Origin of the sequence: Desulfobotulus alkaliphilus, assembly GCF_007830435.1 — a bacterium.
In the GTDB taxonomy this organism is placed as follows: Bacteria; Desulfobacterota; Desulfobacteria; order Desulfobacterales; family ASO4-4; genus Desulfobotulus; species Desulfobotulus alkaliphilus.
In genome coordinates this window covers 1-15,109 of record NZ_VLLC01000030.1, presented here as the reverse complement: position 1 = coordinate 15,109, position 15,109 = coordinate 1, and the positions used below count along the sequence as shown (strand labels likewise).

At 53.0% G+C, this 15,109-nt stretch carries 8 protein-coding genes; 5 read left to right on the top strand and 3 right to left on the bottom strand.

Annotated features, from left to right (window positions below; all coding sequences use genetic code 11):
* Positions 1-498 precede the first annotated feature (498 nt).
* The 4 genes from LZ24_RS14190 to LZ24_RS14175 all read left to right on the top strand — a co-directional run bounded on the left by LZ24_RS14190 (position 499) and on the right by LZ24_RS14175 (position 9,960).
* Entirely contained in the window at positions 499-4,170 is a 3,672-nt protein-coding gene (locus tag LZ24_RS14190; protein ID WP_144686278.1) for a DUF3683 domain-containing protein, read from the top strand.
* The gene (locus LZ24_RS14185) at positions 4,170-4,790 is read left to right on the top strand and encodes a hypothetical protein (RefSeq protein ID WP_222427651.1); all 621 of its coding nucleotides are present in this window, start codon (positions 4,170-4,172) and stop codon (positions 4,788-4,790) included. The genes LZ24_RS14190 and LZ24_RS14185 overlap by 1 nt, the downstream gene beginning before the upstream one ends.
* Positions 4,791-5,152: 362 nt before the next feature.
* Positions 5,153-7,783, top strand: a complete 2,631-nt coding sequence (locus LZ24_RS14180) for a response regulator (RefSeq protein WP_144686274.1) — start codon at positions 5,153-5,155, stop codon at positions 7,781-7,783.
* The gene (locus tag LZ24_RS14175) at positions 7,780-9,960 is read left to right on the top strand and encodes a putative bifunctional diguanylate cyclase/phosphodiesterase (RefSeq protein ID WP_144686272.1); all 2,181 of its coding nucleotides are present in this window, start codon (positions 7,780-7,782) and stop codon (positions 9,958-9,960) included. Before LZ24_RS14180 ends, LZ24_RS14175 begins: the two co-directional genes overlap by 4 nt.
* Positions 9,961-10,037: 77 nt before the next feature.
* Here the strand turns inward: LZ24_RS14175 and LZ24_RS14170 are convergent, their stop codons facing one another.
* Positions 10,038-10,568, bottom strand: a complete 531-nt coding sequence (locus LZ24_RS14170; protein WP_144686270.1) for a hypothetical protein — start codon at positions 10,566-10,568, stop codon at positions 10,038-10,040.
* Positions 10,569-10,833: 265 nt separating this feature from the next.
* Here LZ24_RS14170 and LZ24_RS14165 point away from each other — a divergent pair, with 265 nt between their 5' ends.
* Positions 10,834-11,880 (top strand): hypothetical protein, encoded by a 1,047-nt coding sequence (locus LZ24_RS14165; protein ID WP_144686268.1) that lies wholly within the window; start codon positions 10,834-10,836, stop codon positions 11,878-11,880.
* 288 nt (positions 11,881-12,168) lie between these two features.
* Here the strand turns inward: LZ24_RS14165 and LZ24_RS14160 are convergent, their stop codons facing one another.
* Together LZ24_RS14160 and LZ24_RS17320 are read right to left on the bottom strand one after the other, a co-directional pair.
* A complete protein-coding gene (locus tag LZ24_RS14160; RefSeq protein WP_144686266.1) occupies positions 12,169-13,245 on the bottom strand; it encodes a tetratricopeptide repeat protein in 1,077 nt (358 codons plus the stop codon).
* A gap of 885 nt (positions 13,246-14,130) precedes the next feature.
* Positions 14,131-14,349, bottom strand: a complete 219-nt coding sequence (locus tag LZ24_RS17320) for a hypothetical protein (protein ID WP_186443169.1) — start codon at positions 14,347-14,349, stop codon at positions 14,131-14,133.
* Positions 14,350-15,109: the final 760 nt, after the last annotated feature.

Sequence of the window (15,109 nt, the reverse complement as noted above, 5' to 3'; positions counted from 1 at the left end):
CGGACCATACACAACCCCGACCCCGAAACCAAAGACACCTCACAAAGGCAAGACCCATATGACTAACAGTGTTTTGTGCCCAGTTACAAACATCCAGCCTTTGAAAAAAGACGCCTTTGCAGTTCTCCATAACAGCAGCAGAAACGCTGATGCCATCACCTGACGCAAAAAAAGCACAAGACCAAACTTTTATTCATGAAATCCTCTTTCAGCATAACTTGGAAATATCATTTTTTCCAGAAAAAAATCACGGGAACCATCTACGGACGTCCCCTTCCCGTATTCAGAATTTTAAGTACATCCCTCCTGCCCTTCTCCTTGCCTTTTTCCTCCATAAAATGGTAGGTAGATGCGGGCTGTAAAGTCGGAATCCGGCCAGATTCATCCCGGATTCCCCTGCCGGGAAACATCCCCTATGCGGGTTCGTTTCCCTTTTTTTCCTTTTATAAGCAGTCAGGATGCCCGACATCCTTATGCCATATCCGGGAGGTCTGCCCCATGAATGTCAATTACCGGGAAATCCCGTACAACTACACTTCCGCCGACGACCGTCAGGTAATCTGCCAGATCCTTGGCAATGATATCTGGCAGGTCCTGGAAAACCTCAGGAGCCAGCGGGTGACGGGCCGTTCCGCCCAGCTCCTCATGCGCTTTGCTGGCGATCTCTTCATTCTCAGGAGAAACCCCTTTGTTTATGAGGATCTCATCAATTCCCACCGCAGACAAAAGGAATTCTTCACCAATGCGGGCAAGGATCTCAAGGCCGTTGCCGAGGCGGCCCTCAATTCCGATGTACAGATTGTTCTGGACCGCTGCCACACCCGCCTTGGGGAACTGCAGAAGGAAATCCGCGAAATAAAGGCCCTGCGGCGCAAGGTAAAAAAGCGTCTGGCTCCCATCACCGGAGAAGAAAGCATTTATTTTGACCCCTTCAGCCTGAACAGCCACGCCACCGATGCCACGGACTGGCGGCTCTGCCTGCCCTTTGCCGTGGTGCGCCCTTCCGAAGAACATCAGGTTCCCCGGATTCTGGCCGCCATCGGAGACATGGGCATGCACGCCATTCCCCGAGGTGCGGGAACAGGCCTTACGGGCGGATCTGTTCCCGTACGGGACCGCTGCATCATGGTGAATACGGAAAAACTCAACCATATCCACGGCATTGAGGAACAGCCCTTTACCGGAGACGACGGCATTGAAAAACATATGCCCGTCATCCGCCTTGAGGCCGGTGTGGTCACGGAAGCGGCCATGAAGGCTGCAGAAGTAAGAAACCTGGTCTTCGCAACGGACCCCACCTCTGCCTGGGCCTGCACCATCGGCGGTAATATTGCGGAAAACGCCGGTGGCAAAACCGCCGTGCTCTGGGGTACGGCCATCGACAACCTTGTTGCCTTCAAAATCGCCATGCCCGACGGCCGCTTTCTGGAAGTCCGCCGGACCAACCATCCCATGCGGAAAATCCAGCCCGAAGATGTGGTGGCCTATGCGGTCAAAGACTTAAAAACCATGCATACGGAAGAAATCCGTATCCTTGGCAGTGAAATCCGCAAACCCGGGCTGTGGAAGGACATCACCAACAAGGCGCTGGCAGGGGTTCCCGGTATCCAGAAGGAAGGCTGCGATGGTGTCATCACATCCGCAGAATTCATCCTTTATGAAGCCTATGAGGAAAAGGCCACCTGCTGTCTGGAGTTTTTCGGCAAAGACATGGAGGAGGCCAGCCGGGTAATCGTCGCCCTGTCCGAAACCTTTGAAAACAGGGGCGAAGAAGCCCTCATGGCCTTAGAGCACTTTGATGATGAATACATCAAAGCCATAGGGTATAAGGTTAAAGCGGCACGCAGTGAAATTCCCAAGGCCGTACTGCTGGTGGACATGGTGGCCCACAGGCCGGAGCAGCTGGAGCGGGGCAAGGACAATCTGGCGCGCCTCCTTGAACCCTACCCCAACACGGAAATCTTCTTTGCCAAAGACAAGGCCGAAGCCACACGCTTCTGGCAGGACCGCAAGCGTTTCGGTGCCATTGCGGCCCGCACCAATGCCTTCAAGCTCAATGAGGATATAGTTCTGCCCCTGCCACAGCTGGCCGCCTTTGCCCGCTTTGCCGAAGATTACAATGGCGAGGAAAACCGCTACAACCAGCGGGCTGCCGTGGATGCCGTCCGCATGTATCTGGATACCGCCCAGCCTGCGGATGCGGAAGACAAAGAATGGGTGAAAAGCAAGGCAGCCACAGCGGTACAGCTCTGCGAAGATACCCTTCTGGCCCTAAGCTCCGCCACCCACGAAGAACTGGCCGCAGAAAGTCTGCTCAGGGAATTTCAGGAAGATATCCTTGAACTTTTTCAGGGCTATAAAAAAATATCCGCAGAAATTGCAGAACTCATTGCCGCTGTCAGGTCCAGACAGATCATCCTTGCCACCCACATGCATGCGGGAGACGGGAATATCCATGTCAACATCCCCGTATTCTCCAATGACCTTGAAATGATGGCCAGAGCCAACAAAACCGCCGATGATGTCATGGAAAAGGCAGTGGCCTTAGGCGGTGTGGTATCCGGGGAGCATGGCATCGGCATCACAAAGATGAAATATTTTGATAAGGAGCAGATCCTTGCCCTGAGCCAGTACCGCAAGAAGGTGGATCCCAAAAATGTCATGAACCCCGGCAAACTGGAAGACCCTTTAGTCCCGGAAAAGGTCTTCACGCCTTCCTTCAATCTTCTGGGCATTGAGGCCAAAATTCTGCAGCACGGCTCCCTGAAGGAGCTTTCCGATAAAATCGCCAAATGTGTCCGCTGCGGTAAATGCAAGGCAGACTGCTGCACCTTTTATCCCCAGCAGAACCTTTTCTATCACCCCAGAAACAAGAACCTTGCGGTGGCCGCCCTCATCGAGGCCATCCTCTATGATGCCCAGCGCACCCATACGGGCCGCTTCCGTGCCCTGCGCCATCTGGAGGAAATCGCAGACCACTGCACCATCTGCCACAAATGCAAAATTCCCTGCCCCGTGGACATTGATACCGGTGAAGTTTCCATACTGGAAAGGGAAATTCTGGCCGCCCTCAGATACAAACGGAAGGTGCTGCCCACCCGCATGGTGCTGGCCTACCTCAAAAGCAACGCCCAGCTCCCCAATACGATTTTCCGCAAAGGTGTACTGCGCTTTGGTGGAGAAGCCCAGCGCCTGGGAGCAAAGGCTGTGGCCCGTATCCGGAAAAAAAGCCCCTTCCATATCGGAAAAGCAAGCTTTTCTCCCCTGAATCCCGCATGGGTGAAAAACTTAAAACCCCTGCAGCTTCTGGATGCGCCCATGCCATCTTTACCCAAAGAGACACTGCGTGATGTGCTGCCCGCCTGCGGGCCCAATCAGGTGCTGCTCATGGAACCCCAGGGCGAAGCCACTGCCACGGTATTCTACTTCCCCGGCTGCGGCTCCGAACGGCTGCACAGCGTCATCAGCCGGGCAGGCATTTATATCCTGCTCAAAGCCGGTGTCCGGGTGGTCCTGCCTCCTCCCTACCTCTGCTGCAGCTTCCCTGCCACCGTCAATGCGGAAACCCTGCAACGGGATCATCTGCATCTGCGCAACACCATTTTGTTCAACCAGACAAGGGAAATGCTTCGCTACCTGACCTTTGACGCCTGTGTTGTCACCTGCGGCACCTGCAAAGAGGCCCTTGAAGAGCTGGGCACACAGAATATCTTTGACTGCCAGATCACGGATGCCTCCCGCTTTGTCATGGAAAAGGGCCTTGGGGTTCCAAAGGAAGAGAGTGTCCGGCTTTACCATGCTCCCTGCCATGATTCCATGGAAGGAAATGCCATCCGGCTTTTCCGGGAAACAAGCGGCGAGACCCTGAAAAACACCCCCCACTGCTGCTCTGAGGCAGGCACCATGGCCTTAAGCCGCACGGACATCACCAACCGCATGCGGCTTCGCAAACATGCCACCCTCCAAAGAACACTGAAGGGGCTGGACAGCAGTGAGCCTCCCGTGCTACTTACAAACTGTCCCTCCTGTATTCAGGGCCTTGGCCGCAACATGGACCTCGGCATCATTCCCCGTCATATCACCGAAGAACTTGCCCTGCGCATCGGTGGTTCCCAGTGGGAAAAAGAGCTGAAGCGGCTTCTGGCCAATACGGATGCCATCAATATCTGATGTTGCTGTCTCTGATGCTGGCATGGCGGGATATTTCCACAAGAAAGAAGGGTCCGGCTCCCGGTGGAGCCGGGCCTTTATCACATCGCCTGAATGCATCCCGTACAAGATCTCTTCTGCTCCCCTCAGGCGATCCCCCGTCTTTACGCTTTGGAGGAAAAATGCGCCACCCTTTGACAGAATACAGATTTTTCATCCTGCTCCTTCTGCCTTTTCTTTTTCAGGGTTGTGAAAAACTGGCTTTTCTCATGGGGGAAGCGCCCTACAAGTACAGCTTTTCCTACATGGGAACAGCGGAAGACGGCAGCTATGTCAAAGCGGAAATCACCCTTGGTTTTTCCGATCAGGAAGGCGTTCTGGAATCCCACAGACAAAGGGAGAGAATGCGTTACGCCATGGATCTCATCATCCGGCCCTACACCAGCAGGCAAATGGATGACAAAGGAAAGCGCATGAGAAAGATTGTCAAACGGGTAGCAGACAACATTCTCACAACGCCGGTGAGAAGCATCACCATAACGGATTTTGAAGTGGTTTACAGGGAGGGCACCGCCCCCACACAGGAAGAACTTGACAGCCAGAGACAAAGCATTTTCCCCAGAACCTTCCACAGAGAATAAGCCCTCCAGCCGGTTCTTACACTCTATCTGATGATCACCCAATCCCAGCTACTGTTTTCCAGGTACCATACCTGCAAGGCAGATGCACAGGCCCCAGGCTATTTGCCCGTGACGAAACGATTGCAATGTCACTTGCAAATAGCCACGGAGCCTTGCAACAGTACGAAGCTGCTGCAACTACAGCATTGGCCGTTCGGAAACGGTGCTGAATAATTACCAAAAATTCTCACTGCCCTGTTTTGTAGCAGTACCCTCCACGGATAAAAGGGAAGGAAACCAAAAAAAGCCAAATAGTTCTTGACAAGTTTTTTAGCCATGCCTAAAAAGATTCCGCAATTAAACTTTAAAAGTAACGGAATCCCATGCGACTTGCCAACCAGTTCAGACTGATCACCGCCATCCATATCCTCCTGCCGCTTTTGATCATGGGCATCACTGCCAGCCGCAACGGCCTGCTTGAGGAAAGCCTCTTTCAGGATGTTTTGGGCATTGCCCTGATTTCAGCCTTTTTCATCATTTTTTTCAGCCCGGAAACACCGGGCATCAAATGGATGGTCACCACCCCCCTCAGCCGCATCATGGTTTTCTGCCGCAGGCTTCAGGATGAAAAGGATCCCCATTTTTCCCTTCCTCCCCAGAAAGAGGATGAAAACGAATTCATCACCCTCATGCGCCACATGAACTGGATGGCCCGAAAAATCCGTATCCGGGAAAGTGAGCTGGAAGAGCGGGTGCAGGAACGTACCCTGGCCTTAGAAACCGCCTATCACCAGCTGGAAGAGGCAAGGGATGCGGCGGAAGCATCCAGCCGGGCCAAAGACGGTTTCCTTGCCACCATGAGCCATGAAATCCGTACCCCCATCCATGCCATTTCCGGCATGTGCGATGTTCTTCTGCGTTCTTCCGTAACCCCGGCCCAGTCCGAACACCTGCGCATCATCCAAACGGCCAGCAAAGCCCTTCTGGACCAGATGAATGCCACCTTAGATTTTTCCCGTATCAGTGCAGGCCGTCTTCCCCTGAACGAAGCACCCTTCCGCATACGGGAACTGGTGGAAGATGTCTGCGCCATCTTTGCCGGGCAGGCAGGAAAAAAGGAAATCGAACTCATTGCCGATGTAAGAGAAAACGTTCCCGCATGCGTCACGGGCGACGGGCCAAGAATCCGTCAGGTGCTCATCAATCTTATGGGCAATGCCCTCAAGTTCACGGAGTCGGGGGATATCTGCCTCAAAGTTCATTTTGATCCCGCAACAGAGCGTACGGTCTTTGAGGTAAAGGATACGGGCATGGGCATTGCCCTCAGACATCAGAAGGAAATCTTTCTGCCCTTCACCCAGGCCGATGGTTCCATTACCCGCAGATACGGCGGTACAGGCCTTGGGCTTGCCATATGCAGAGGTATCATCCGGCAGATGGGCGGCCACATGACCCTTGACAGCAAAGAAGGCCGGGGCAGCACCTTTTCCTTCTCCCTGGCCCTGCCTGTCCAGCCCGTCACCCATACAAGGCCGCCCCTGCCGGAACGGCTCCAGCGTCTGCACTGCCTTGTGGCGGAAGATCACCCGGTAACGGCAAGGGTACTGGGCCGCTATCTGAAGGATTTCGGTTTTTCTTTTCACCATGCGGATACAGGACAAAAGCTGCTGGATACGCTGAAAGAAGCCCCCCATCCGGACCTCATTCTCCTTGATATCCGTTTAAGGGATACGGATGGCCTTGCCCTCTGCCGGAAACTGGCGCAGGACCATGACCCTCTGCCCCCGGTCATTCTCATGGGGTCCCGGCCCGATGAAGAAGGCGTTGCTATGGCCAGCCCCGGATGCACGGCCTTTCTCAACAAGCCCCTGCGGCCTTCCACCCTCTTTGACACCATCATGGAAATCTTTGGGGCCGATCTCCGTGTAAGGCCCTGCCCTGCTCCGGCAGGACCGGAAAACCTTAGGGGACTCCGCATCCTTCTGGTGGAAGATAACAGCGTCAACCGCATGATCGCCCGTGAGCTGCTGATACCCGCAGGTGTCTGTGTCCATACCGCATCCAGCGGTGCAGAAGCCCTCGTCTTCCTTGAAAGGGAAGAGGTGGATATCATCCTCATGGATGTGCGCATGGAGGGAATGGATGGCCGTGCAACCACCAGAAAGATCCGCAGCCTGCCAAAATGGAGAAACATCCCCATCATCGCCCTGACCGCAGATGCGGGTATGGAGGAAGAATCCCTCTCCAGAATGGCCGGCATGGACGGACACCTCACCAAACCCCTGAATGCCCAGGCCCTTTTTTCCATGCTGGCCGGATATCAGAAGAACAGCGGCAAGAATGCACCGATGCCTGCGACCCACCGCAGACCTTCCGGGCAGCCCCACCCTGACGGAACTCCCCTTGACAGCCATGGGGTCATCCACCGCTTTCTTGGCAACCGTCAGCTTTATGAAAAAGTGCTGGAAGAATTTGCCCGCAACCAGTCTGAAACACCGGAAAAAATAAAAAACAGCCTTGGCAGGGGAGATAAGGAAAACGCCCGGCTGCTGGCCCACACCCTCAAAGGCACGGCAGCCAACATCGGGGCCCATGGTCTGTCGGCGGCGGCAAAAACCGTTGAAACCGCTATCCTTCAGGATACAGGTAAAGAGCCTTTAGAAGAAGGCCTTTCCCTGCTCAGCCAGTCCATGGATGCGGTACTGGAGGCCATAGAAAAAAACATCCCCTCCGCAAACGGTCCCTCGCCAGAATCCGGCACAGCACCCCTTCCGGAAGTGCTCTCAGCCCTTGGGGAACTGGACGGTCTCTTTGCAGCCAACCGCATGAACGCCAAGGCAAAAACGGCTGAGCTGGAAAATCTCCTGTCCGGATGCGGCAGGGCCATGGATTTCAGAAAACTCATGGATGCGGCAGAACGCTATGATTTCCAGAATGCCCGAAGCATTCTACAGCAGATTCAGGCAAGCCTCAGCGCAGCATTTCAGGAAAACCATCAGGGAGTACACCCATGACATCCGAACCCATGGAGCAGGCCCGTCTTCTCATCGTGGACGACACCCCTGCCAACATCGATATTCTGGGCAATCTGCTCATGGACAGCTACGCCATACAGGTGGCCACCAGCGGTCATCAGGCCCTTGAACTGATCCACAGGGCCCCCGCCAAACCCGACCTCATCCTCCTTGATGTCATGATGCCCGGAATGGATGGCTTCACCGTGTGCAGGGAACTGAAAAAAAATGAAGCGACCCGGCACATCCCCGTGATCTTTGTCACTGCAAAAACCGATGAGGGCGATGAAGCCGAAGGGCTTTCCATCGGAGCCGTGGATTATATCCGCAAGCCCATTGCCCCGGCCATCACCCGCAGACGGGTGGACAACCATGTGGCATTGAAACGCTATCAGGATCACATCATCTCCCGCCACAAAGCCCGCTGTGAAACCATGGCCCGGGCCCTCCACGAGGAAAACAGAAACCGCATCCGTCAGGAAAGCTACTTTCGCCAGCTTTTCGCCCATGCGCCCCAGGCCATTTTTCTTGTGAACAATGAAGGGGAAGTCATGGAGGCCAATCCCGGTGTGGAGCGTATTCTCGGCTATGCCGCAGAAAGCCTTACGGGCAAGCCCATCTCCTGCCTTGAAACGGAAAAACCCGAAGAGCACAAAGAGTTCCTTTCCCGCATCAGCATAGGAGAGACCGTCCACTGTGAAATCCGTACCCGCCACGCCAAGGGCCACCCCGTTCCCGTGGCCATGGTGGGCTACCCTGTACATACCTCCCCTGAAAACCGGGATATCTTCCTTGTGATGGAAGACATCTCCCGGAGAAAACGTCTGGAAGAAGACCTGCGTCATCAGGCCTCCCATGATGCCCTGACGGATCTTGCCAACCGCAGGCTTTTTGCCCGGCACCTTGACGGCCTTCTTCAGAATCCGGAGCAGAAAAACCGGAGTGCCGTCCTGTTTGTGGATCTGGACCGTTTCAAGGCCGTCAACGATACGCTGGGGCATTCCGCAGGGGACCGTCTCCTCTGCGAGGTTGCTGCCCGTTTCCGGGACAACATACGGCCATGGGATCTGGTGGCCCGCATGGGCGGAGATGAGTTTGCCCTGCTCGTCACATCCGTCAGCACCCTGCAGGATGTGGAGGAAATCACCCGCCGCATACTGGATACCGCTGCCAGCGCCTTTGACGTGGATGGAAAAACCGTTCACATCGGTGCCAGCGTCGGCATGGTCTATCCCCTGAACAGCTACGAAACATCGGAATCCGTGATGCGGGATGCAGACCTTGCCATGTACAGGGCCAAGGCCTGCGGCAAGGGGCGTTTTGAAATTTTCCACAAAGATTTTCACCACAAAGCCGTGGATGCCATGGAGATGGAAGCCGCCCTGAGGGAAGCCCTCAGCCAAAAAGCCTTTCCCGTGTGGTTTCAGCCCATCGTTGACCTTGAAACCGGAAAAACCGCAGGCTTTGAGGCCCTTGTCCGCTGGCAGCAGACCGATGGTTCCATGGTTTCCCCGGCAGACTTCATTCCCCTTGCCGAAGAAACCGGGCTGATCGTTCCCTTGGGCCAGCAGGTACTGGAAAAGGCCCTGAACACAGCCGCCGCATGGCCCTGCATGGAAAATCAACCCTACCTTGCCGTCAATGTCTCCGCACGCCAGTTTGAGGAAAAGGGCTTTGCGGACATGGTGGCAGAAGCCCTGAAAGCAAGCGGTTTTGAAGCGGCAAGGCTTCACCTTGAAATCACGGAAAGCCTGCTCTTTTCCCAGTCAGAAACGGCCATGGACAGCCTGAACCGTCTTCGGGATATGGGGGTTGGCATTGCCATTGATGACTTTGGCACGGGTTATGCCAATCTGGCCTGCCTGAGGAAATTCACCCTGAACCAGATCAAGATAGACAGAAGCTTTGTGGCAGGACTGCCGGACAGGCCCGAATGCATGGAAATTGTCCGCAGCGTGATGGAGCTTTCCTCCCGCATGGGCTTTTCCGTGGTGGCCGAAGGCATTGAAACGAACAAGCAATTGGATATTTTGAAAAGCTTTGGCTGCCCCATGGGGCAGGGATACCTTTTTTCAAAGCCCCAGCCCGGAGACCTTTTATTCTCTCATCCGGCAAGATCTTCTGACTGCATCTGCACACCGGTTTCAAAGACAGAACCCACGCTGGCAGGTGCATAGACACCAGGTCATTTGCCAGTGATCTGAAACATGAATGTCACTGGCAAACAGCCCGGTTGTCTTGCACAATAACCACCCTACAGGCTCTGATCCTTGAATCCCTCCCGGATCACACGATATTCCCCTGTCTGGGTATTCAAATCATAGATATTAAAATTGCTACGAACATCAAAACCTTCATAGTGCACGGCAAGGTTCAGGGATGCGGACCCCTCTTCTCCGCTGCGGATTCTGTGGAAAACATTCACAGGCCAGACCAGCATACCGCCCCCTTCATGGATCACGTCTCCGTTTTTTATAATTCTGTCCGGAGTCACCACAAAGGTTTCCACCCTTCCGTGGGCCACAGAATAAATATCCACGGTTCTTTCTCCGTAAAACACCATGAGATTATCCGCCTGATGGGGGTGCATGTACCAGGGCCTTTCCACATCCCCTATGGGCCCCGGAGATACGGCTCCTCCCCTGTGCATCACCCTGTCCATGGAATGGATATCCGGCATGGCGGAATTGGGCAGAATATCAAAGGTGACTCCGGGAGTTTTCCTGAAGGGTTTCAGGGCAATAATCTGATACAGATCCTTTACTTCTTCGATAATATGATCCATTTTGCATCTCCGTTTTCATGTCCTGAAGGGATTGAATATTCTGATGACTCCCCTGACTCAGCCACACTTTGCTGGTCGGGTGCTTGCCAGCACCCATGGTGCCAGCGGATAAGGGGGAAACAGGTGCTGTGAAACAGTTCCCTTGAAGCATCCTCTTTTTTAAGATACATAAAATCAGTTTTCATTACAAAAAAACTTCTCACAAAAACATCTCCTGTCAAAGTACTGCGGTATTGACTGAACACAGGCATCCTCGGGAGTCTCCATGAACAAAGCCCTTCCCCTTCTTCACATTTACACAAACACCATTGCCATCCCTGAGCTGATGGCCTTTATTGGGCAGCGATGTTCAGATCTCATGCTCATACCCGCCGTATGCCACAAAATTCAGCTGGCAGCCGAAGAAGTCACAACGGCTTTGCCGGAAAACACACCCCTTTCCATACAGGTGCAGGAAAGGGCCGACCGCATCACCCTGACACTGACCTGCCCGCCTGTGGATATGGACCTTTCCGCCTTCAACCTCGCCTGGCGGCCGGATCTTGAAAAAGATGCCTCCGGTCTGGGGCTGGCGCTGGCCAGTCGCTGGGTGGACTTTTTCTCTTTAGAAAAAGACGAAAGCCGCCGCCTGCACCTGACCTTTTCCGTGGAAAAGGTCTTTGACCAGCCCGTTTCCCTTCCGCCTCCCCTTGCGGCCCACCGCTTCTACCGCCTCATCCGGCCCACACCGGAAACCATGGCAGCCTGCGGGCAGCGGCTTTTTCATCACATCAAAGGCATCAACCCTGATACAAAAAACTTTCATCCGGCAAGGCTTGCCGCCCTTACGGCAGAGGGCCAGCTTTTCGGGGTTTTGGCGGAAACGGAATCCGGTGAGGTGGCAGGGGCCGCCTTCTGCATCCCCGAAGAAGGACGCCTCCTCCGGGGCTATGGTCCCTTTATCTTCACGGGCAAAGACAGACGCCGCATGGCTGAGGATCTGGCCTGCCACTGCATGGAGCGGGTGGGACGCAAACCCTTTTCCGGTGTACAGACACGGCTCTTTGATACGGTAGAGATTGCTGTTCCGATAACCATGAAGGCCGTAGAGCCGGGTTCCGTCAGAGACGAGATCCAGATATTCACGTTCCACACTGCGGGTGGTTGGGGTTCCGTCCGCGGCCCTGCAGAAAAGCTCCCTACCTCTCAGATTCAAAAAGCAAAGGGAGCCAGAACCACCTCGCCCTCCGGACCAGCGGCAAGGGATGAAACGTCTGGAATACCATGGGCCTCCAGATCCAGAACCACGGACTCCGTACATTTCGCCTTTTGAGGCCATGGCCGGATGCATCAAAAGGGTTAATATCCCATGGGGCTTTTATTCCCGCATGCATGACACACCGTCCCTCCAAAAATAGCGGAAGGGCAGAAGCTTCGGCTCAAGGGAATGGACAGACAAAGATTCTGCCTGCCGCAGAATACAGCCTTTATTAAGGTCATTAAGGAACTTAATGACCTTAAGGGTCTTAAAGACCATGGCCCGATGGTCATGCAGGAGCGGACCGGATTCCGGCCCGGAGGGCAGCACATCTTCCTGTTTTACCCGTAATGGTTGGCCATATCATCTTTTCATGGCACGGATCTTTGCAGCACGCTGCTCCAGGGCCACAGCCTCAGAATCACGCTTTGTGGCCCGATATAAAAAAGCAAGATTCTCAAGGCTTGTGGCCACATCGGGATGGTTCGGCCCAAGGGCCTTCTCCCAGATTGCCAGCGAGCGATTATAAAGGGGCTCTGCCTTGGCGTAGTCACCTAAGTTGTTATAGAGCAAGGCCAGGTTGTTCAGGCTTGTAGCCACATGGGGATGGTCGGGGCCAAGGGCCTTCTCCCAGATTGCCAGTGAACGCTTATGAAGGGGCTCTGCCTTGGCGTAGTCGCCCAGGGTGTTATAGAGCAAAGCCAGGATGTTCAGGCTTTGAGCCACATCGGGATGGTTCGGGCCAAGGGCCTTCTCCCGGATTACCAGCGAGCGATTAAGAAGGGGCTCTGCCTTGGCGTAGTCGCCCAAGTTGTTGTAGAGCCCGGCCAGGTTGTTCAGGCTTGCGCCTACATTCGGATGGTTCGGCCCAAGGGCCTTCTCCAGGATTGCCAGCGAGCGTTTGTAAAGGGGTTCTGCCTTGGCGTAGTCGCCCAAGGTGTTGTAGAGCAAGGCCAGGTTGTTCAGGCTTGTGGCCACATCGGAATGGCCTGGGCCAAGGGCCTTCTCCCGAATTGCCAGCGAGCGCTTATGAAGGGACTCTGCCTTGGCGTAGTCGCCCTGGGTGTAATAGAGGAAGGCCAGGTTGTTCAGGCTTGTGGCCACATCGGGATGGTTCGGCCCAAGGGCCTTCTCCCAGATTGCCAGCGAGCGCTTATAAAGGGGCTCTGCTTTAGCGTAGTCGCCCAGGTTGTAGTAGAGCAAGGCCAGGTTGTTCAGGCTTGTGGCCACATCGGGATGGTTCGGGCCCACATTTTGTTCAGCGACCTGCAGGGCTTTTTGTGTGACCATTATCGCACGGTCGTACTGGCCTGTCCGGCCCAACTCCATACCTTCCTGGTTAAGGATGTCCCATTCAATACCGGCGCCCTGAGCATACACCGCCAGAGGGACTGTGCCCATCAGGACAAGGGCGAGGATGGCAAATCTCATGTATTGCATTATGTCTCCTGTCATGTAGTTAATGATAAAAAGCTAAAAGGAGATTCCTTTTTCATTAGAGCGCTGTTCAGGGTCTCATGTCCCCGGTTTTCCTTAGAATCTGAAAAAAACAGCCCGCCATAATGGCGGCAACCAAAAAAAGCAGAGAAACTCCCCATGAAACCCTGAACATAACGCCTCCCCTATGGCATCAACAGCAATCACCAATACGGCTAAAATCCAAAACAATCAGAAAAAAAACAGATTAAACGTAACCAGAACAGCAGAAACCAATACGACTACGTAGGCAAACTTGAACATAATCCCCTCCGCACACATTTTCCATTATCATCAAAATATTAAAAAGTGCTCCAAAATCAGACAAGGCACAGCCCCCTGATAACGGCAACCCAAAAACGAAAATGCCCCTATGCACCAATACACATGAACATTCCGTATACAATGCATACTGCTACGATACCCGAACACCTAACAAAACCAACGGTTATGGAAATAAAGCTGCCTGAACATATTGAATTTAGTCCTTTTAATTCAAACAATTAAAAACAACGAATATTTGTCCATCGCGGGTCGAAATAAGTTTGACTCCGACAAGATATTACTCTAGGCCAAGATGTTATAACACTACGTGAGTTGCTATTCAGAAAAATACAAATTAATAAACAATGAACAGCACACAATCAATTGTGACTCCGAAACAATTCCGCATGTTTCTTAGCAATGTCCAGACCACAAGAGATATTCAACTTAAATCATTACACATAAGCCAAAGCACTTTCTGCATCACCCGTGGGAAAGCTTCAAGCCGGCCCCTCCCTGCCGTCTTTTTTTGTCAAAAAAATACAAAAAATGGCAGAAAATACAGATGTCTTGCGACCCGTAAAGTCATTTTGGAACAGGAGGAAATCCCTGGAATGGAAGAAGAAAAGGAATATCCTTTTCCAGCGGCAACAATGAACGATAAAAAATATTAAATCTTCGGTATTGTGACGAATATGGACTGGCATGGAGAAAAACTGATCCAATGGCTTTACAAACGTTGCGGGGAAAGCGAAGAGGTTCACCGGGCCATGAAAGAAGATTTTGCAGGCGGTCGTCTTCCATCTTGTACTCTGGGGAGAATGCTGCCTGGTGGTGGATTATGATTCTGGCCCTGAATCTTCACGCGGCTATGAAACTACTGGCTTTGGGGGAAGATTGGGTTACACGGAAGATGAAGATTATTCGTTTTAAACTCATCCATATCCCGGCCCACATCTATGAAAAGGCTCGTGTGCTGATTATACGATGCACAAGAGCTGTTGGCTGGATATCGGAGATAAGAAAAAGGATCAGCATGTTAATTGTTTAGCCCGATCCTTTGGTAAACAACTATTTTTTTCTAAAAATTGCCTCAAGAGGAATAGATGCGCCTAAAATTACCGAAGATTGATTTGTTTTGAGTCCTGTTCCTTATACTTGAGACGTATTCCTCATAAAAAGACTATTTTTGAATCCTCAGCGCCCTGTTGAGGGCTGAAAAAAGCCTCCCCGAAACACTATTAGGAGTGTGTGGCTGAATTTGATGGAGGATTTGGGTAGTGTGAGTCCCCTTGAAGCATCCACTTTTTTAAGATACATAAAATCAGGTTTTATTACAAAAAAACTTCTTGAATATATAGCAAGAACACTTACATCCCTGGTGAACCATAAAATTTTCCGGAGCTTCCATGAACAAAATCCTGCCCCTGCTTCACATTAATACAGGCACCCTGGTCCTCCCTGAGCTAATGGCCTTTATTGGGCAGCGATGTTCAGATCTCATGCTCATACCCGCCGTATGCCACAAAATTCAGCTGGCAGCCGAAGAAGTCACAACGGCTTT

Excerpts from the sequence above, each read along its gene's own strand:
- LZ24_RS14190 (WP_144686278.1), top strand. The coding sequence starts at position 499 with ATGAATGTCAATTACCGGGAAATCCCGTACAACTACACTTCCGCCGAC.
- LZ24_RS14185 (WP_222427651.1), top strand. The coding sequence starts at position 4,170 with ATGTTGCTGTCTCTGATGCTGGCATGGCGGGATATTTCCACAAGAAAG.
- LZ24_RS14180 (WP_144686274.1), top strand. The coding sequence starts at position 5,153 with ATGCGACTTGCCAACCAGTTCAGACTGATCACCGCCATCCATATCCTC.
- LZ24_RS14175 (WP_144686272.1), top strand. The coding sequence starts at position 7,780 with ATGACATCCGAACCCATGGAGCAGGCCCGTCTTCTCATCGTGGACGAC.
- LZ24_RS14170 (WP_144686270.1), bottom strand. The coding sequence starts at position 10,568 with ATGGATCATATTATCGAAGAAGTAAAGGATCTGTATCAGATTATTGCC.
- LZ24_RS14165 (WP_144686268.1), top strand. The coding sequence starts at position 10,834 with ATGAACAAAGCCCTTCCCCTTCTTCACATTTACACAAACACCATTGCC.
- LZ24_RS14160 (WP_144686266.1), bottom strand. The coding sequence starts at position 13,245 with ATGCAATACATGAGATTTGCCATCCTCGCCCTTGTCCTGATGGGCACA.
- LZ24_RS17320 (WP_186443169.1), bottom strand. The coding sequence starts at position 14,349 with ATGGAAGACGACCGCCTGCAAAATCTTCTTTCATGGCCCGGTGAACCT.